Source organism: Ruegeria sp. (assembly GCF_965199275.1).
In the GTDB taxonomy this organism is placed as follows: domain Bacteria; phylum Pseudomonadota; class Alphaproteobacteria; order Rhodobacterales; family Rhodobacteraceae; genus Ruegeria.
In genome coordinates this window covers 575,828-595,036 of sequence record NZ_CBDAQX010000022.1, presented here as the reverse complement: position 1 = coordinate 595,036, position 19,209 = coordinate 575,828, and the positions used below count along the sequence as shown (strand labels likewise).

The 19,209-nt window shown below is 60.4% G+C and carries 16 protein-coding genes; 6 read left to right on the top strand and 10 right to left on the bottom strand.

Annotated elements, in window-relative coordinates; translation table 11 throughout:
- The 4 genes from ACOERD_RS22590 (at nucleotide 1) to ACOERD_RS22575 (ending at nucleotide 4,642) form a co-directional block, all read left to right on the top strand.
- Nucleotides 1–927 (top strand): ABC transporter permease, encoded by a 927-nt coding sequence (locus tag ACOERD_RS22590; protein WP_419740545.1) that lies wholly within the window; start codon nucleotides 1–3, stop codon nucleotides 925–927.
- Nucleotides 924–1,898, top strand: a complete 975-nt coding sequence (locus ACOERD_RS22585; protein WP_419740544.1) for an ABC transporter permease — start codon at nucleotides 924–926, stop codon at nucleotides 1,896–1,898. Before ACOERD_RS22590 ends, ACOERD_RS22585 begins: the two co-directional genes overlap by 4 nt.
- Nucleotides 1,895–2,806 (top strand): SMP-30/gluconolactonase/LRE family protein, encoded by a 912-nt coding sequence (locus tag ACOERD_RS22580; protein ID WP_419740543.1) that lies wholly within the window; start codon nucleotides 1,895–1,897, stop codon nucleotides 2,804–2,806. The genes ACOERD_RS22585 and ACOERD_RS22580 overlap by 4 nt, the downstream gene beginning before the upstream one ends.
- A gap of 102 nt (nucleotides 2,807–2,908) precedes the next feature.
- The gene (locus ACOERD_RS22575; RefSeq protein ID WP_419740542.1) at nucleotides 2,909–4,642 is read left to right on the top strand and encodes a thiamine pyrophosphate-binding protein; all 1,734 of its coding nucleotides are present in this window, start codon (nucleotides 2,909–2,911) and stop codon (nucleotides 4,640–4,642) included.
- On the opposite strand, the gene ACOERD_RS22570 is transcribed toward ACOERD_RS22575, so the two are convergent.
- Nucleotides 4,636–5,514: a LysR family transcriptional regulator gene (locus ACOERD_RS22570; RefSeq protein WP_419740541.1), complete on the bottom strand. Its 879-nt coding sequence runs from the start codon at nucleotides 5,512–5,514 to the stop codon at nucleotides 4,636–4,638. The two genes, ACOERD_RS22575 and ACOERD_RS22570, sit on opposite strands and share 7 nt — an antisense overlap.
- A gap of 116 nt (nucleotides 5,515–5,630) precedes the next feature.
- On the opposite strand from ACOERD_RS22570, the gene ACOERD_RS22565 reads away from it, so the two are divergent.
- Entirely contained in the window at nucleotides 5,631–7,181 is a 1,551-nt protein-coding gene (locus tag ACOERD_RS22565; protein ID WP_419740540.1) for a proton-conducting transporter membrane subunit, read from the top strand.
- Nucleotides 7,182–7,196: 15 nt separating this feature from the next.
- Complete coding sequence (locus ACOERD_RS22560; RefSeq protein WP_419740539.1) at nucleotides 7,197–9,602, top strand: YbcC family protein; 2,406 nt, start codon at nucleotides 7,197–7,199, stop codon at nucleotides 9,600–9,602.
- Between the two features lie 41 nt (nucleotides 9,603–9,643).
- Here ACOERD_RS22560 and ACOERD_RS22555 read toward each other — a convergent pair whose 3' ends face one another.
- From ACOERD_RS22555 to bioB, 9 genes are all read right to left on the bottom strand, one after another.
- Nucleotides 9,644–10,789, bottom strand: coding sequence for an iron-containing alcohol dehydrogenase (locus ACOERD_RS22555; RefSeq protein WP_419740538.1), 1,146 nt, complete (start codon nucleotides 10,787–10,789; stop codon nucleotides 9,644–9,646).
- Complete coding sequence (locus ACOERD_RS22550) at nucleotides 10,786–12,168, bottom strand: aldehyde dehydrogenase family protein (protein ID WP_419740537.1); 1,383 nt, start codon at nucleotides 12,166–12,168, stop codon at nucleotides 10,786–10,788. The genes ACOERD_RS22555 and ACOERD_RS22550 overlap by 4 nt, the downstream gene beginning before the upstream one ends.
- A 94-nt stretch (nucleotides 12,169–12,262) precedes the next feature.
- Complete coding sequence (locus tag ACOERD_RS22545) at nucleotides 12,263–13,624, bottom strand: glutamine synthetase family protein (RefSeq protein ID WP_419740536.1); 1,362 nt, start codon at nucleotides 13,622–13,624, stop codon at nucleotides 12,263–12,265.
- Nucleotides 13,625–13,810: 186 nt separating this feature from the next.
- Complete coding sequence (locus ACOERD_RS22540) at nucleotides 13,811–14,572, bottom strand: methyltransferase domain-containing protein (protein ID WP_419740535.1); 762 nt, start codon at nucleotides 14,570–14,572, stop codon at nucleotides 13,811–13,813.
- Nucleotides 14,569–15,189 (bottom strand): pimeloyl-ACP methyl esterase BioG family protein, encoded by a 621-nt coding sequence (locus ACOERD_RS22535; protein ID WP_419740534.1) that lies wholly within the window; start codon nucleotides 15,187–15,189, stop codon nucleotides 14,569–14,571. Before ACOERD_RS22535 ends, ACOERD_RS22540 begins: the two co-directional genes overlap by 4 nt.
- Nucleotides 15,186–16,472 carry an adenosylmethionine--8-amino-7-oxononanoate transaminase gene (bioA, locus tag ACOERD_RS22530; protein ID WP_419740533.1) on the bottom strand — a complete coding sequence of 429 codons (1,287 nt, stop codon included), beginning with the start codon at nucleotides 16,470–16,472 and terminating at the stop codon, nucleotides 15,186–15,188. Before bioA ends, ACOERD_RS22535 begins: the two co-directional genes overlap by 4 nt.
- Complete coding sequence (gene bioD, locus ACOERD_RS22525) at nucleotides 16,469–17,089, bottom strand: dethiobiotin synthase (RefSeq protein ID WP_419740532.1); 621 nt, start codon at nucleotides 17,087–17,089, stop codon at nucleotides 16,469–16,471. The genes bioA and bioD overlap by 4 nt, the downstream gene beginning before the upstream one ends.
- Nucleotides 17,086–18,219, bottom strand: coding sequence for an 8-amino-7-oxononanoate synthase (locus ACOERD_RS22520; protein WP_419740531.1), 1,134 nt, complete (start codon nucleotides 18,217–18,219; stop codon nucleotides 17,086–17,088). Before ACOERD_RS22520 ends, bioD begins: the two co-directional genes overlap by 4 nt.
- Nucleotides 18,216–19,196, bottom strand: a complete 981-nt coding sequence (bioB, locus tag ACOERD_RS22515) for a biotin synthase BioB (protein WP_419740530.1) — start codon at nucleotides 19,194–19,196, stop codon at nucleotides 18,216–18,218. Before bioB ends, ACOERD_RS22520 begins: the two co-directional genes overlap by 4 nt.
- Nucleotides 19,197–19,209: the final 13 nt, after the last annotated feature.

Sequence of the window (19,209 nt, the reverse complement as noted above, 5' to 3'; positions counted from 1 at the left end):
ATGACCAGCGACCGTTTACGCCTTCTGTTGCCCGTTCTGTCTCTGGCCGTCCTTTTGGGGGCCGTGTTCTACCTGCAACCCCGCGCGATGAGCTATTTTGGCCTGAACCTCCTGTTCAATCTGGCGATCCCCGTGGCCCTGGCGACCATCGCGCAGATGATGATCATCATGGTCAACGACATCGACCTGTCCATCGGCACTTTTGTCAGTTTCTGCGCCTGTGTCACGGCCACATTCGTGCATGACACGCCTCTGCTGGGCTATGGCATTCTGTCCGCGGCGGTTCTGGCCTATGCCGCGCTGGGGGCCTTGATCCAAATACGCGGATTGCCCGCAATCGTCGTGACACTCGGCATGTCTTTCGTTTGGGGCGGTCTGGCGGTGCTGATACTGCCCTCACCCGGCGGTGCGTCGCCCGAGTGGCTGAAAACGCTAATGAATTTCAAAACCCCGCTAGTACCGGTTGCGGTGATTGCTCCGCTGGTCGTGGCCTTTGCCGTGCATCTGTTGATCAAACGGTCCTGGGTGGGCGTGGTCCTTCAGGGCGTTGGCGGCAATGAACGCGCCATGGAGCGCGCTGGTTGGTCGGTCGTCCGCCTGCGGGCCTCTGCCTATGGATTGGCCGGCCTGTTCGGAGTGCTGGCCGGCATGTGCCTTGTCGGCCTGACCACGGCAGCAGATGCCAATATCGCGCTGCGCTATACGCTGTTGTCCATTGCGGGCGTGATCCTTGGCGGAGGCGAATTTGTCGGTGGTCGTGTCTCGCCCTTCGGGGCCGTTATCGGGGCGCTGACCCTGACCCTTGCCGCCAGTTTCCTGTCCTTTCTGCGCCTCTCGCCAGATTGGCAGATCGGTGCACAGGGCGCGATCCTGATCCTCGTTCTGGCCGTGCGCCTGTTCTTTGTCCGCAAGGAGGTCTCGGCATGAGTGACCAAACCACTCCTGAGACCGGACCGAACCCGTTGAGGGCACTCGTTCAGAAACCCTGGCTCTGGGCCTATCTGGCTGCAGGGATCACCTTTGTCGCTACCAGTCTGCTGGCCGGATCCGGGGCGGGGTCGCTGCTGTATGCGGCGCTGACCTTTGCCTCCTTCTCGGCTATTGTCGGCATCGGGCAGATGCTGGTGATCACGCTCGGACCCGGCAATATCGACCTGTCTGTTCCAGCCACAATGACATTGGCCGCCACTTTGGCGCTAAAGTTCATGGACACGCAGTCCGCGCTGATCCTGCCCGGCCTGCTGGTTGCAATCGGAATAGGCATCGGTTGCGGGATCGTGAACTTCGCGCTGATCCTGATACTGCGTATCCCGCCCATCATCGCAACTCTGTCCGCCTCGTTCCTGTACCAATCACTGGCGATCTGGTCGAACCGGGGGCTGCGCATCAAACCACCGGAACCCCTGGCCGAGTTCGCCTCGGGCGGGACGTTCGGGGTTCCGAATGTCGCCTGGGTCGGCATTGCGCTGGCCGTCTGTGCATGGCTGCTTTTGGAACGCGCAATTGCAGGGCGGTGGATCTCGGCCATCGGGCAAAACCTACGCGCGGCAAGGCTCAGCGGGGTCCCGGTGAACGCGGTGCGCTTTGGCATCTATGTCAACTCAGCCATTTGTGCCGCCTTGGCGGGGTTTCTGCTGGCCAGCTTCTCGGGCGGGGCCAACCTGAACATGGGCACCGAATACATGCTGATGTCCATTGCAGTCGTCGTCATTGGCGGGTCGTCCATCGGCGGAGGCAATTCGAACGTGCCGGGCATCTGGGGGGCGGCACTGTTCATGTTCCTGATCGTATCGATGCTGAATTCATACGGTCTGGGCGCCGGAATTCGCCTGATTTTGACCGGGCTTGTGATTGTGGGTGTGGTCACTCTGGCCAGTCGAAAAGGATATAGCGCATGAGTCATTCGCAGACATATGAGGTCATCCGTCCCGTGTTTTGGGACCTGATCCACTCCAACCTCACGCTGGCACGGATCGCGACGGGCCATGTCTGGACCGAGGGGCCGGTCTGGTTTCCCGCGCATGAAACGTTGCTGTTCTCGGACATACCGAATGCCCACATGTATCGCTGGACCCCGCATGGCGGCACCAGCCTGTTTCGCCAGAACTCGAACTATTCCAACGGCAACACGCGTGATCGCGAAGGGCGACTGCTGACCTGCCAGCACGCAACCCGCTCGGTTGTACGAACCGAACATGACGGGCAACTGACAACACTGGCTGACCGTCATGATGGCCGCCGGTTGAATTCGCCCAACGACGTGATCACACGGTCGGATGGCTCGATCTGGTTCTCGGATCCGACTTACGGCATCCTCTCTGATCTCGAAGGTCACAAAGCCAAACCCGAACAGGAAGGCAGCTTTGTCTTCCGCCTTGATCCGGACAGTCCGGAACCCACCATTGTTTCACGCGATTTCGTGCAGCCGAACGGGCTGGCATTCTCTAAAGATGAAGGCCGCCTGTACGTCGCCGAATCCGGCAGCAGCCATGACCCGGACGTTCCTTCTTTACTGAAGGTCTTTGATGTCCAGCCGGACGGCGGGCTTGGCAAACCCAGCGATTTCGCCGCGATTGATAAGGGTCTGCCCGACGGGCTACGCGTAGACCAATACGACAATGTCTGGTGCTCAGCGGCGGACGGGGTGCATGTGTTCTCGCCCGACGGCGAGCTGCTGGGCAAGGTGAAAACGCCCGAGACCGTCGCGAACCTGTGTTTCGGTGGCCCGCGCGGCAATATGCTGTTCATCACCGCAACCACCAGTGTTTACGCAGTTCACGTGAACACCAAGGGCGCTGCCGGCTAAGCAAATTCTGGACTTCCGATCCTCGCCTAGACATGGTGGCGATGTGCGCAAACCCCCTCAAAAGGGTTTGCCCGAAACACGCCACCAACGAAGGTCCACCTGATGAACCAGCCCCATACGACGCGCATGAATGGCGCGCAGATCATCCTGAAAATGCTGGAGCTTCACGGCGTTTCCCATGTTTTCGGTCTGCCCGGTGAGACAACGATTGGCTGGTACAAGGAATGGCGCGCCAATAGCGGGATCGAGTTCGTGCTGACCCGCGATGAACGCACCGCGGCTTTCGCGGCCGAGGCTTACGCAAAGATCACAGGTCGCCCCGCCGTGCTCGAAGCGCCCAGCCCCGGTGTGACCCATTGCACCCCAGGTATTAGCGAGGCGTTTCTCAGCTCGGTGCCGGTGATCTATTTCAGCTCGGACATTCCGATCAATCAGGACAAAAAGCACGGTCTGACCGGGGTCGATCAAACCCGGCTCTATGACAGTATCTGCAAGGAAAGCTTCGTGCTGACCAATGCGCGCGATATCCCGTTCCTGATCCGCCGGGCCTTTCGCGTGGCAACCTCGGGCCGTCCAGCGCCCGTTCATATCCGCGTGCCGATCAACATATTCGGTGAAGAGGCAGAGATCACCGACCTGTATGCCGAACCGGACTACAGCACCTATCCCGCGCACCGGCCGGTCGCGGATCACAGCAAGATCCGCGCTGCAATCGACGTGCTGTTGGCGGCGCAAAAACCTGCGATTGTCTGTGGCCAGGGCGCGCTGATCTCACAAGCCTCGGATGCAATCCTTGAACTGGCTGAACGGCTGCAAATCCCGGTCGGCACCACCACACCCGGCAAAGGCATCATCCCCGAGGATCACCCGCTGGCCTTGCGCGTCATCGGCGGTCGCGGCGGGATGGAGTATTCGAACCAATACCTGCTTGAGGCCGACACGATCTTCTTCATCGGTTCAAACACCGACAGCGCCGGAACGGATCACTGGAAACTCTATGGCGATCCCTATACCAAAAACTTCCTGCACCTCGATATTGCCGAGGCGCATGTTGGAAACACCTTCCCGCTGAAGGTTGGCCTTGTTGGTGATGCCCGCGCAACCATCGAATATATGGTCGAAATCCTGAACGCTGAACATCCTGGTCTTCAGCGGACACCACTGGACCTGAACCCGATCAAACAAACCGCGCTGGACAAGGTCTTCAACTCGAACATCCCGATGCCCGAAGGCACGATCTCACCGGTCAAGCTGTCTCAGGTGTTGGACCAGATCATGCCCGATGACGCGATTGTCACGTCTGAGCCCGGCGTCAGCGCTATCTATCCTTCGGCGCTGCTGACGTTCCGCAAACCGGGGCGGCGCTACATCACCAACTACTCCATGGGAGCACTGGGTTACTCCGTGCCTGCCGGAGTCGGCGCGAGCTATGCCCATGACGGCCCGGTCATTTCCTTCACCGGAGACGGATCGTTTGGGTTCGTCATCGGCGACATGGAGACCCTCAAGCGCAGCGGCAAGAACATCACCGTCATTCTGACCCGCAACGACACGTTCGGCTGGATCAGGGGTGAGGCGATCCTGCTCGACGATGTGGATGAGCCCTGGACCACCGATTTCGGGCGGGTCGACTATTGCAAAGTGGCCGAAGGGTTCGGCTTCAAAACCGCCCGGATCACCACCGAGGCCGATATCGAACCCATCTTGTCCGACGCCATCGCCAATCCCGGCGCGAATTTCATCGAGATGATGGTGCCCTCACAAGACAAGATCATCCCCTTCGTGCCCAATTGGGTCCGCGTCGCGCGCGCAAAGAACTTGCCCCACTTCTACTGAGGCAGGCTATAGGTCAGCAACTCCCGCACCAGCGGATTGGGAAAACGACGTTTGAAGGTGACGGCGTGAAAGCTTTCATTGATGCGGGGATGTTCCTCGGCCTCCACCAGACGGCCCGAGGACAGCTCATCCTGCACAACGATCGGGGCTACAAGTGCAAGCCCGATATCTTCACGCGCCAGCAGGCGCATCATGGCCATATCATCCACTTCGGCCGCGATCTGAGGCCGGACGGACATGCGGCTGGCCATCGAATCAAACGCCGTGCGGACGCTGCTATTGGTGGTGGGCAGGATAAAGGGCTGCTCCTCCAACAGATCCCGGATCGGGCGCTTTGGATCCAGTCGCGCCGGCGTCCCGACGATGCTGACGGGCTGTTCCGCAAGATGATGCGTTTCAAAACTGGTCAAGCTGTCACTGGCAGGCTCATGATTCATGAGAACAAGGTCGAAATTCAGCGTCTCCAGCCCCTCAAGCAACTCGCTGGGATTGCCTGATCGCAGGATCACCTCGACATCTGAGCGCGCCAGCATCGGGCGCAGAAATCCAATCTGAAAGTTCCGTGACAAGGTCGCCTGCGCACCAACCCGCAGCGCCGTGCGCGCGTTGCCTTCATCCTGCAGAGTGGCCACAAGTTCTTGCCCTGTCGCAAAAATTGCGTCTGCATGGTCCAGCGCGATACGCCCGGCCTCGGTCAGATGCAGCTTGCGCCCGCGACGTTCAAACAGAGGATGACCCAGCCGTTCCTCAAGCTCCTTGATCTGAACAGACAGCGCGGATTGCGACAGGTTCAGCCGTTGGGCTGTCCGGGTCAGGTTGCCATCATGGGCGACCGCCCAGAAGTAACGCAGGTGATGATAGTTCAGAGGCATATCGTTCTAATTAGTAGAACGTAATCTCTATAACAATGTATTTTTCATACTGACGAAGGCGCAATATGTCCTGCTCAACCGGCCAAAACAGGCTGGACTCACAAGGAACGCGCATCATGACCTACCTGTTTCTACCCCTGCTTAGCCCGCTGATCTTGCTGGCATCGGCCTACTATGCCAGCCGCAATCCGGGACTGCGGCCAAACCGCGTCTCAAGACTGTCGGAATGGGCAGCATTGGCGGCTTTCGGAGGCGCCGCACTGTCGGCCCTGATGCTAGTTCTTCACGGCCCCGGCACCTCGGGGTTGATCGGGTTCTGGGGTGTTGGCCTTTCCGTGCGGCTTGATGCGGTCAGCGCCATCATGGTGGTTCTGGTCAGCTTCATCGGATGGATCGTTCTACGCTACTCGGCCACCTATATGGATGGCGAGGGCCATCAGGGTGCGTTTACCGGCTGGATGTCGGCAACACTCGCCTCGGTTCTGTTACTTGTGATGTCGGGCAACCTGATCCAATTGATGGCCGCGTGGATTGCGACCAGCCTGCTGTTGCACCAACTGCTGCTGTTCTACCCCGAGCGGACCACCGCCCGGCGGGCGGCGCGGAAAAAGGCCGTTGTGGCACGTATCAGTGAAGGCGCGCTGGCCCTCGCGGTGGTCCTGTTGATCGCAACCTATGGCACCACGGACATTGCCTCAATCCTGTCTTCGGCTGAACCCTACGGACTGACCATCGCCGCTGCCCTTCTGATCTCTCTGGCCGCCATCATGGCCTCGGCCCAGTTCCCGATCCACGGCTGGCTGACCGAGGTGATGGAGGCCCCGACCCCAGTCTCGGCCCTTCTGCATGCTGGTGTCATCAACGCTGGTGGTTTCCTGCTGATCCGCTTTGCCGACGTGATGCTGGCAGCACCGGGCATCATGGCGCTGCTTGTTATGCTGGGTGGGTTCACCGCGCTGTTCGGCGGTCTGGTGATGCTGACGCAACCTGCGGTGAAGACCTCTCTGGCGTGGTCGACCATTGCCCAGATGGCCTTCATGATCATGCAATGCGGGCTGGCCCTGTTCCCGCTGGCAATGCTGCATATCGTGGCGCATTCGCTCTACAAGGCGCATGCGTTTCTCAGCGCAGGCGAGGCCGTGCGCAACGTTGCTGCAATTCGCCGGCCCGGCCCAGTCGCTGTGCCAAGTGCGCGGAACGTGCTGCTGGCCTTTGCCACCGGCATCCTGATCTACGGCATCGTCGCCACGACCTTCGGCGTAGACGGCAAATCCGTTCAGGCGATTGCTCTTGGCGTGATCCTGATCTTCGGCGTCGCCTATCTGCTGGCGCAGGGCTTTGCTGATGCCGCACCCGGCGCGTTGACCCGCCGCACTGTTGTCTATGCTGGCGTAACTTCGATCAGCTATTTCGTCCTGCAGATCATTGCAGTGCATCTCACCAAGGGCACCCTGCCCGCAGCGCCTGCGCCCGGACCTTTGGAGTGGACGTTGATCATTCTCGCCCTGATCAGCTTTGGCGCGGTCGCCCTGGCGCAATCGACCTTCCCGCTATGGGCCTCACACCCGGCGGCGGCTGGTATTCGGGTGCATCTGTCAAACGGGCTCTATGCCAACGCAATCTTTGACCGGCTGCTGGACGGATGGTCCAAGCGCCAAACCGTGTAAGAGGGGTTTCTCAAAATGTATATGAAGCACGAAAGCTATCCCGCAGCCCTTCTGGAACTGGTCGCGCTGGCCAATGACGCGGTGCGTCAAATCCCGCCGTTATTCCCGCTTGCCTCCAACGTCGCGGTGAACCCGTTTCTGGGACAAACGCAAGAGCCGCTGGCCGTAACCTCGGCCCGGTTGGCACGGGTTGCGGGCACCCGGATCACGCCGGACCGGGCTGCATTTGCGCAAAAGCTGGCAAGCGGAGAGATTTCTGAGGTCGATCTGCGGGATGCCCTCGCCAGCGTCGAAAGCCGTTTTGACACGCCCAGTTTTGAAGATCTGCAAGCCGCGCTCGGGTCCGAGACCGCGAAGCTGTCCCCTCTGCCCACGGTTGCCGATCTGGCTGCCGAGGTTTCCGGCATCGACTGGCCCGGTCTGATTGACGAACGGATCGGGGCCTGGGCCGCCAGCCATTTCGATCAGGGTCAGGCCCTGTGGCAACCCAACCGCACAGGCGGTGCCTATAGCGCGTGGCGCGAGTTCGCCTCACGCGATCTGACCCCGGAAATCCACGGCCTGAAAGGGTTCGGAGCCTTCGTGGCTGGCACCAACCGCTCGCAATGGCGGGCGATTGGCCGCGCCTCTGAGGCACTGGGTGTCACCCCAGAGGCGGCCAGCACGGCATTCCATCGTTGGCTGATGACACTGGGCGGTTGGGCGCAATATGCCCGATATCTGCTGTGGCAGGCCGAATTGGAAGGGCAGACGGATACGAGCACAACCGAACTGCTGGCCATTCGCATGGTGTTCGAAGAGGCTCTGTTTGGCCTCTACCACGATCAGATTGCCGATCGCTGGGCTGAAACCATTGCCCAGCATGAGGCCCCCATCACCCCGACCCGCGATCTGGTGATCGACGCGATGCTACAGGACGCCTCGGAGCGCGCGCAACAACGCAAGCTGGCGCAAACCCTCAGCGCAGGTCAGCCGCGCAAGGTCGAAGGCCGCCCCGAGGTGCAAGCGGCCTTTTGCATCGACGTCCGCTCCGAAGTCTTCCGCCGCGCGCTAGAATCCCAGGACAGCGGGATTGAAACCATTGGTTTTGCTGGCTTCTTCGGCCTCGCCAGCGCCCACAAGGCAGCCGGGTCAGACGTGACCGAGATACGGGGGCCGGTCCTGTTGAACCCGAACGTATGCTCCCACGCGGCCGAGGGCGCGCAGGCCGACTTGAACCGCCGCTACACCGCACGGGCCAAACGGGCCTGGGGCCGGTTCAAACTGGCCGCCGTCTCGTCTTTTGCCTTTGTCGAGGCAACGGGTCCCGTCTATGCGGGCAAACTGTTGCGTGACGCTCTGGGCAAGGGCTACGGGGCCGCAAAGTTCGACCCTGCGCCGAAGCTTGACGACGGGATCGACCTGCCGACACGTGTTGCCTCGGCCAAAGCCATCCTTGGGGCGATGTCTCTGACCAGCAACTTCGCTCGCATCGTGATGCTGGCCGGTCATGGCGCAGATGTGACCAACAACCCCCATGAAAGCGCCCTGCAATGTGGCGCATGTGGCGGTCATGCCGGTGACGTCAGCGCCCGCCTTCTGGCCGGGTTGTTGAACGATCATGCGGTACGTGAAGGGCTGCGCGACGAGGGGATCGACATTCCGGCCGACACGCTGTTTCTGGCGGCGATGCACCACACCACAACCGACAAAGTCTCTCTGTTCGATCAGGATCAGGCGACGGGTCAGTGGACCGCTCAAATCGCGCAGTTGAAAACCTGGCTGACCTCGGCCGGACAACTGGCCCGGTCTGAACGCGCCGAGCGTCTGCCGCGTGCCAAAGGGGCCAATGACATCGCCCGCCGCGCCACCGACTGGGCCGAGTTGCGCCCCGAATGGGGGCTGGCCGGATGTCGCGCCTTCATTGCCGCGCCGCGGTCCCGGACCGATGGTACGGGTCTTGCGGGTCAGTCCTTCCTGCACAGCTATGACTGGCGCGCGGATGAAGGCTTTGGCGTGCTGGAACTGATCATGACCGCTCCGGTCGTGGTCGCCAGCTGGATCAGCCTGCAGTATTACGGCTCGACCGTCGCGCCTGGCCTGTTCGGCGGCGGCAACAAGCTGCTGCACAACGTGGTCGGCGGCATCGGCGTGGTTGAGGGCAATGGCGGCGCGTTGCGCCCCGGCTTGCCTTGGCAATCCATACATGACGGAGGGCAGTTCCAGCACGATCCGCTGCGGCTGTCCGTCATCATTGAGGCCCCACGGGAGGCGATGAACGACATCCTCAGACGCAACGAAACCGTGAAAGAGCTGTTCGACAACCGTTGGCTGCACCTGATTGCCATGGATGAAAACGGCGATCTGGCCTGGCGCTACACCAAAGATTTGGAATGGGTCGCGATGGCGCGGGCCGAGATCAGCGCCATCGCGGCTGAGTAGCAATTGAGAGGCCCAGCGAGGACACCCGCCGGGCCTCTCACCTAAAGCGCGGCGTGGAACAGCTGCGTCAGGTTCTCTTTCGTCAGCTCGATCGGATTGCCCCCGCATGAGGGGTCAATTATCGCGCCTTCGACCAGTTCCGGAATCCGATCCTCGGTCACGCCCAGTTCCGACAACTGACACGGGATCCCAAGCGCATCGTTGAACTCCTGCACGAAGCTCTGGAATCCGTCGAAGCCGCCCTTGATCCCCAGATAAGCGGCAGCCTGTTGGAACCGATCCGCAATGGCGGGTGCGTTGAATTCCAGCACAGCGGGCATGCAAACCGCGTTGGTCGTGCCGTGATGAGTGTTGAATACTGCGCCAATCGGATGGCTCATGGCGTGGATCGCGCCGAGCCCCTTTTGGAACGCCGTCGCCCCCATGGCAGCAGCGCTCATCATCTGCGCGCGCGCCTCAAGATCAGCGCCATCCGCATAAGCACGCGGCAGATAGTCCTTGACCAACCGCATCCCCTCAAGCGCGATGCCTTGGCTCATCGGGTGGTAATGCGGGCTGGAATAAGCCTCGACACAATGGGCAAAGGCGTCAAGACCGGTACCTGCGGTGATGAATTTCGGCATGCCAACGGTCAGTTCCGGGTCGCAGATCACCACGGTCGGCAGGACCTTCGGGTGAAAGATGATCTTCTTGGCATGGGTTTCGGAATTAGTGATGACACTGGCACGCCCCACCTCGGACCCGGTTCCGGCAGTTGTAGGCACCGCGATGATCGGCGCGATGACATCTGCATCCGCACGGGTCCACCAATCGCCGATATCTTCAAAATCCCAAACCGGTCGCGTTTGACCCGCCATGAAGGCAACCATCTTGCCCAGATCCAGCCCCGAGCCGCCACCAAAGGCAATCACCCCGTCATGCCCGCCCGCATTGTAGGCCGCGACTCCTGCATCGAGGTTCTTTTCATTCGGGTTCGGGTCCACATCGCTGAAAAGACCGCGGCCCAGACCAGCGGCCTTAAGAATATCCAACGTCGCCGTCGTGATTGGCAAATCGGCCAACCCCTTGTCCGTCACCAGCAGAGGGCGCTTCATCCCTGCCGCCGCGCACGCCTCGGGCAGTTCCTTGACGCGGCCAGCACCGAATTTGATCGCGGTCGGGTAGGACCAGTTTCCAACAAGGCTCATGATGTTACCTTCTTCAAATGGTAGGATTTTGGACGGGTCAGGTTGTGATACCCAATGACCGACAGGCCACCACCCCGCCCTGTATTCTTGCAGCCAGTCCAGCACAGACCCGGGTCCAGATAGTCAGCCCGGTTCATGAACACAGTGCCGGTTTCGATCTGATCGCCGACTCGCGCGGCCCGGTCCACGTCACGGGTCCACAGGCTGGCGGTCAGGCCGAATTCGCTATCATTCATCAGTGCGATGGCCTCTTCATCCGAGGACACTTTCATAATCCCCACGACCGGCCCAAAACTCTCATCCCGCATCACGCGCATATCATGGGTGACATTGGTCAGGATCTGAGGCGTCAGATACGCACCACCGTCATCCTCGGGGAATGTCTCGATATGGGCCACGGCACCGGCGGCAACCGCCTCCGAAATCTGCGCCCGCACCTCATCGGCAAAACGCACATTGGCCATCGGGCCCAGCGTCGTCTCAGGGTCCAGAGGATTGCCCAGCTTGTAGCCCTTCACGATCTCAACCGCCTTCGAAACGAAGTCATCGAAAAGACTTTTATGCACATAGATCCGCTCAATCCCGCAGCAGCATTGACCCGAGTTGAACATCGCCCCGTCGATCAGAGTATCCACGGCGGCATCCAGATCGGCGTCCTCCATAACATAGCCCGGATCTTTACCGCCAAGCTCGGTTCCAACGCCTGTGAAGGTGCCAGCGGCTGCACGTTCCATCGCCTGCCCGCCGCCGACCGAGCCAGTGAAGTTCATGAAATCAAACGCATTTCCGGCAATCAGATCATTGGTCACATCGTGGCTGAGGAAGACATTCTGAAACACATCCTCGGGCAGACCAGCCGCGTGGAACGCGTGCGCCATCCTCTCGCCCACCAATAGCGTCTGAGTGGCATGTTTCAGGATCACGGTATTCCCAGCGATCAGCGCCGGAGCCACTGTGTTGATCGCCGTCATATAGGGATAGTTCCAAGGGGCCACCACAAAGACCACCCCATGCGGTACGCGCTTGATGTACCGCCGAAACGTCTCATCCTCGCCCACCGCAATATCGGCGAGCGCGCTTTCGGCTATCTCCGCCATATGGCTGGCGCGTTCAATGAACCCACCAAATTCACCACCATAGCGCACGGGACGACCCATCATATGCGCAAGCTCCGGCACGATCTCATCATTCATCGCACCAACCGCCGCGACACCGGCCATCACAAGATCAATGCGTTCTTGCAAAGACCGCGCGGCCCACCCAGCCTGTGCCGCGCGCGCCCGAACCGCCGCCTCAAACGCCGCGTCCCGAGACAACACCTCCCGCTCCGCATAAACCGACCCATCAATCGGCGAGACACATTTCAACATCTGCCCCATAGTCACTCCGTTTTCCGAAAAAACAGGATCCCCTGCTTCATCTGGCCAAAAATATCCCGGGGAGCGTGAGGGGCTGGCCCCTCACTCCTGCCCTCTAAGCGCGCTCAAACCCACGAGCAACTTCCCAATCGGTCACCACACGCGCAAATTCTTCGATCTCCACCTCAGCGGCCCGCGCGTAGTGATCCACCACCTCATCCCCCATTGCGGCCCGCAACATGGCTGAACCACGCAAAGCACCCAATGCCGCACCAAGATTGCCGGGGATCATCCCCGTATCGCCCTGGTAAACGTCGCCGGTTGCCGCAGGTTGCAATTCCAATCCCTCTTCAATGCCGGCAATTCCCGCCGCCAGCATTCCAGCCATCACCAAATAAGGGTTCATGTCCGACCCGGGGATCCGGCATTCCACCCGAATGGCCTTGGTCCCATCTCCACACAGGCGGAAGCCAGCCGTGCGGTTGTCTACGGACCAAATGATCCGTGTCGGCGCAAAGGTGCCCTTCATGAACCGTTTGTAACTGTTGATGTAAGGGGCCATGAAATATGTGTAATCCGGGGCGTACTCCAGCAGGCCAGCCAAATAGCGCTTCATCACATCCGACATGCCAAGCGGATCATTTTCATCAAAAAAAGCAGGCGCGCCGTCTTTCCACAGGGATTGATGCACATGGCTAGAACTGCCGACCTTGTCGTGATGCCATTTCGGCAGGAACGTTGCCGCATGACCATGCTGCCAGGCGATCTCTTTCACCGCATTCTTGGCGATCGAGTGGTACTCGGCCGTGTCCATCGCAGGCGCGTATTTGATGTTCAGCTCTTCCTGCCCGGTTTCGGCCTCACCTTTCGAGTTCTCAACCGGTATCCCCGCATCCCACAAATGGTTGCGGATCGGGCGCATCACATGCTCTTCCTTGGTGGTCTGGAGGATATGATAGTCCTCGTTGTAACCGGAAATCGGCTCCAGATCGCGAAAGCCGTTTTTGCGGATTTCGTCAAAGCTTTTCTCGAAAAGGAAAAACTCCAGCTCTGTCGCACACATCGCCTCATAGCCCATGGCCTTCAAGCGGTTGACCTGCGCCTTCAACATCGCCCGTGGCGCATGCGGCACCTCTTCATGCGTGTGATGGTCGAGAATATCGCACATCACCATCACAGTACCTTCAAGCCACGGAACCGGGCGCAGGGTCGAAAGATCGGGCTTCATGACATAGTCGCCGTAGCCCCGCTCCCAACTGGTCGAGGCGTAGCCGTCCGGTGTGCCCATCTCAAGATCAGTAGCCAGCAAGTAGTTGCAGCAATGGGTTTCTTCCCATGCGCCCGCAACGAAATGACCCGCGTGAAAGCGCTTGCCCATCAGACGGCCCTGCATGTCGACAAAGCACACCAGAACGGTGTCTACCTCACCCGCTGAAACCTGTGTTTTGAGATGTTCGAATGTAAGTGTCGCGGTCATTCTGCCCCCCTTCTTCAAATTCCTGATGGCGGGCCACAGCAACGCCAAAATCTCAAATGCTACCGTGGCGACCTGTGGCCGCGAACGCAACAGATCATTGCGACGTTTCGGTATGAGATTTCACAATCTGCGCCTGAGTGCCTGCAAACGCTGAAAAGGCGGACGCGAGGTACTAACCGCGAGGCCTCAGACCAACGGCTTGCGCGCGACGATCCAGACGGGATGATAGCTGAGAGAGACGCCGTTTTTGCTCTGGAACCGGCTTGTGTACTCTGCCTCGAACCGGGCGAGTGTGGATTTGGTCCAGACGCTCTGCGCGCGCCCGTTGACGCCGGTCTTGCGCAGATGGCGCAGAATATGTCGCGGCGTGGGGAAGTACGAGGGACGAAGGGCCTCGCCTGTCGAAAGCACCTCCAGATGCGCCCTAACGGCGGCGGCCATCTGGTCAGGGCCGCACAAACCGGGGGCACGGGCCGAGGTGCCGATTTGGCTGAGTTCCCAGTATTGGTGAGAACCAAAACCCGAAATCACCAACCAGCCGCCCGGCGCAAGCGACCCCGCCGCTCGTTCCAACAGCGCCTGTGGATCTTCCATCCACTGGATCATCGACGCCGAGGCAAAAAGATCGGCTCTCTCAGGCCAGATCACTCGCCGCGCATCGCCGCAGATGAACTGCGCGCCTAGCTCATCAGCCGTTTGGCGGGCTTCGGGGGCGATATCATTTAGGATGATGCTGCCGAAACAGTGGTTCTGATGCAGAAGCCGCGTGAAATGCCCGGTTCCACATCCCAGTTCAAATCCGCGTTCAAACTTGGCCGGGGCGCCGTGTCGGCGCATCTCTTCCACCAGTTTCTCGGCCACCCAAGCCTGTTGGCAGGCCGTGTCGTGATAGCTTTGAAAGCTACGGCTGAAGCTACGCTGAACCCGGTCCGAGAGTTGCACGGTCATACCAGCCACTCCGCCCAGCTTTGCCCCGCGCGGAACGGGACATGAGGACCTTCGACAGTTCGAATACTATCAGTGCTAGAGGCCCATGCGGCCTGTTGCGCTTTTGTTGGCACAATGCGGTCGCGGGTGGGAATCCAAATACGATCAAAACCCGGATCTTCAGCTGGGCCACGATCGATCACCGCGTGTAACTCGGCCCGAGCGGATGGGGTATCCAAGTCGGGGACATCACCGCTCACGCCCGCGCGGCGGCAGAATTTGGCAAAGCTGGTCTGAGACAATTGATCCGCCGTTGCGCGGATCATGTCGGGCGCGATCCCATGCTCGGCACTTGCAGGGTTCAGCGTGCCGCTGACTGCAACCAAGCGATCTGGGCGCATCCCCGTTTGGTTCAGCCAATGCGCGGCCGAGGCGACGCCGAAAGAGAAGGCCAGCAAATCCACGCGATCGAACCGCGACAAGTCCGGCAGCGGGTCATCCAGTCGGGTATAACCCTCAACGAACAGCACATTTTCCCCACCTGTGAGGCAGGAGAACGGCGCCGGACTCAACGCCCATCCCCCAAACACGAGTATCAGATCGGGGCTATTCGAGCGTGCCAGCCACTGATGCCTCATCCAGCACCTCTGGCGAGATCGACCATGGCGACGGTGACGCGGCTTAGTTCATCTGGCGAGATGATGTAGGGCGGCATGCAATAGATATTGTGGCCAAACGGACGCAACCAGACGCCGGTTTTGGGGGCGAGGCCATGGGCCACGGCAGGGTCGACACGGTCCTTCATCTCAATCACGCCGATGGCGCCCAGAACCCGTACATCCGCCACACCGGGCAACTCGCGAGCCGGAGCGAGTTCGTCCTGCATCTGTTGCGCAATCCCTGCGACTTCCGCCCGCCAGACGCGTTGGACCAATTGATCGAGACTGGCAACACCTGCAGCGCAGGCCAGAGGGTTGGCCATATAGGTTGGGCCATGCATCAGCACCCCGGCCTCGCTTTCGCCGATGCCCTGCGCAACTGCCTCGGTCGCGATGGTGGCGGCCAGTGTAATGTGTCCTCCGGTCAGGGCCTTGCCGAGGCACAGTATGTCGGGCACCACGCCTGCGTGATCCATGGCAAACAGTTCTCCGCTGCGGCCAAACCCGGTGGCGATTTCATCGAAAATCAGCAGCACGTCATGCGCGTCACACAGCGCCCGCGCTCCCTTCAGCCAATTCGGGTGGTAGAAATACATCCCTCCCGCACCCTGCACGACAGGCTCCAGGATCAGCCCCGCTATCTTGTCGCCTTTTTCGTCCAGCAACTGTTCAAGTGCCCTCAGCCCGTTTTCGAAGGCATCCTCCGACCAGTCCTGATCGAACCGAATGGCCGGGCGTGGCAAGAAATGCTGGATGGACAGAGAGCCCTTGAACAGACCGTGCATCCCGTTCACCGGGTCGCACACGCTCATCGCTTTCCACGTATCACCGTGATAGCCGCCCCGAATGGTGGCGAACTCTGATCGCGCGCCGTGGCCTTTGGCGATCTGGTACTGCACCGCCATTTTCAACGCGACTTCGATGGCGACCGAGCCGCTGTCGCTATAGAAGAGGCGATCCAAACCATCGGGCAGCATTCCGATCAGCCTGCGGCCCAGCTCAACGGCGGGTGCGTGGGTCAGGCCTCCGAACATGACATGCGGCAGCTGCGCCAATTGGGCCTGCATCGCCTCGATAATGGCCGGGTGGCGATGGCCGTGAACGGTACACCACCAAGATGACATCGCGTCGATCATCTGCCCGCCGTCCTCACGCGTCAGCCAGACGCCCTCGGATCCGGTGATCAGATACATCGGGCCGGGATCCAGCACGTGAGTGTAGGGGTGCCACAGGTGGCGGGCGTCGAATTCCAGCGGGGTCATAGAGCCCTCCGGATCGCATCAAGGTCGATGGTCTGGAACGCATCCGCCAGATTTTCACGTTTCAGATCAGAGAGATAGGGCAGTCGCCCCAGATGCCGAGTCTTGCACATCTGCGCGATGGTTTGTTCGACCTCTGGTTCGGGGTCGCCAACGAAGGCAACGCCGATGACGTCGCATCCCGCATTGCGTAGGGCCATAAGGGACAAAGCCGTATGGTTGATCGTACCAAGCGCCGTGCGCGCAACCAAAACCACCGGGGCTTTCCATTGCGTGAAGAGGTCCAGATAGAACACCTGTCGGTTCAGAGGAACCATCACCCCCCCTGCCCCCTCTACGACCAGCGGGCCATCGACCCGCGGCATTGCCAGTTGGGCAATGTCGATCTCGACCCCCATATCCTCGGCGGACAGGTGCGGCGAGGCGGGCATGTTCAGTCGGTAGGCCTCGGGCAGAACCTCGGCGCCGGACAGATCGCGCACGATGTCTGTGTCGGTCGCATCTTCAAGCCCGGATTGCACCGGCTTCCAGTAGGTAGCTCCAAGGGCGGCGGTCAGACCGGCGGAGAAAACAGTCTTGCCGACGCCGGTGTCGGTTCCGGTGATGATCAGCGCGCTCATGCGGCCTCCAATTGATGCGAGGCCAAAGCGTTGAACAAGGCCGAGATATCGGCGTGACCCACATTGCCAGTGATGGATATCCGCAACCGCGACGTTCCGCGCGGTACGGTTGGCGGGCGGATGCCCCTGACGTCGAACCCTTGCGTTTGCAAGCCCTGAGCCATCGTCATCGTACGCGCATCGTCGCCCAGAATGATCGGAATGATCTGACTGTTCAGCGCAGCCTTGGGTATCCCAATGGCGCGCGCCGCATCATGAGCATGGCCAATGCGCTGCTGGGCCGCCTCAACCATACCTGTCTGAGTAGCCAGCGCCCCGAGGGCCGCACGAACCAAAGCGGCATTCAAAGGCGACGGCGCGGTGGCAAAGATGAAGGGGCGTGCGCGGTTGATCAGCGTGTCGATCATGACCTTGGGGCCGCAGATTAACCCTCCGGCCACGCCCAAACCTTTGCCGCAGGTGTGCAGCGTCAACAGAGGACAGTCTAAGTCATGTGCCAGCCCCCGCCCCTGAGGTCCGAACACGCCGGTCGCATGCGCTTCGTCCACGACTAAAACGGCGTCCTGTTCCCGCGCCAAACCCAACAGATCGGTCAGAGGGGCAATATCCCCTTCCATCGAATAGACGCTTTCAACTGCGATCCAGATTTGGCCCGCGCCGCCCTCGGTCCGCCACTGCTGCGCCTTTTCACGCGCGTCACCGACATCATTGTGCCGAAACGACCGCAGATCGGCCCGGCAAGAGCGCATGCCTTCATGCGCGCTGGCGTGAACCAAAGCATCAAAGAGGACCAGATCCTCAGCCGCAGGAAGGGTTGCGAAAATCGCCTGATTTGCCTGAAAACCACCGCCCATGAACAAAGCGGCCTCGGCCTCAAAGAACGCGGCGGCTTCGGCCTCCAACGCTTCATGCTCGGCGTGGTTGCCGCGCAATAGACGCGAACCACCAGACCCAACCGGAACACCGCGCGCCACAGCCTCTTGCGCGGCCTCTTGCAGAAGCTGCGATCCGGCAAGGCCCAGATAATCATTCGACGCGAAATCCAATCCCGACGCAGGCGTCAGGACCCGGCGGCGATGCCGGGCCTGCAAGTTGTCGAGCATGGATTCGAGCCGAACAACAGCCTTCATTCAGCGGCTTCCCGGCTCGCCTGATCCCCGGTTTTCTCGGCCTGCAGACCAAGTTTGGCAAACAGGACCATATCGGTATCCTCTTCGGGGTTTTCGGCCGTCAGCAGCGTTTCACCCACGAAGATCGAGTTCGCACCGGCGAAGAAACACATCGCCTGCATCTCATCGCTCATCTCACTGCGGCCAGCGGACAGACGAACGTAAGAGGTTGGCATCAGGATACGCGCTGTCGCGATGATGCGGACAAAGTCGATCGGATCGATCGGCTCGGCATCGGCCAGAGGTGTATCGGCCTGCGGCATCAACATGTTGATCGGAACCGAATCCGGCGCAGGCTGCATGTTGGCCAGCGTCAACAGCATGTCGATACGGTCGCCCGTATGCTCACCCATGCCCAGAATGCCGCCGGAGCACACCTTGATCCCCGCTTCCTGCACCCGGTTCATCGTATCGATCCGGTCGGCGAAGGTGCGGGTTGTGATGACCTCGGAGTAGTAGCGCTCGGACGTGTCGATATTGTGGTTGTAGTAGTCAAGGCCTGCATCGCGCAGCTGCACGACCTGTGTGTCGTCCAGCATGCCCAGCGTCATGCAGGTCTCCATCCCCATGGCCTTGACACCTTCGACCATCGCGACCAGAGCCGCCATGTCGCGCGCTTTGGGCTCGCGCCAGGCGGCCCCCATGCAGAACCGCGTCGCGCCGCCATCCTTGGCCTTCTTCGCCTCGGCCAGAACACGCTGCACCTCGATCAGTTTGGAGGCAGGCAGGGTCGAGCCGTTGCGGGCCGATTGCGAGCAATAGGCACAATCCTCGGCGCAGCCTCCGGTTTTGATCGACAGCAGTTTCGAGGTCTGGATTTTGTTGGGATCGAAATGCTCACGATGGACGGTTTGCGCCCGGAACAGCAGATCCATCAGCGGGAGATCATGAACAGCTTGCGCGGATTTTTTGGTCCAGCCGGAATGAGGGATGATCATTTTATCTATGAAA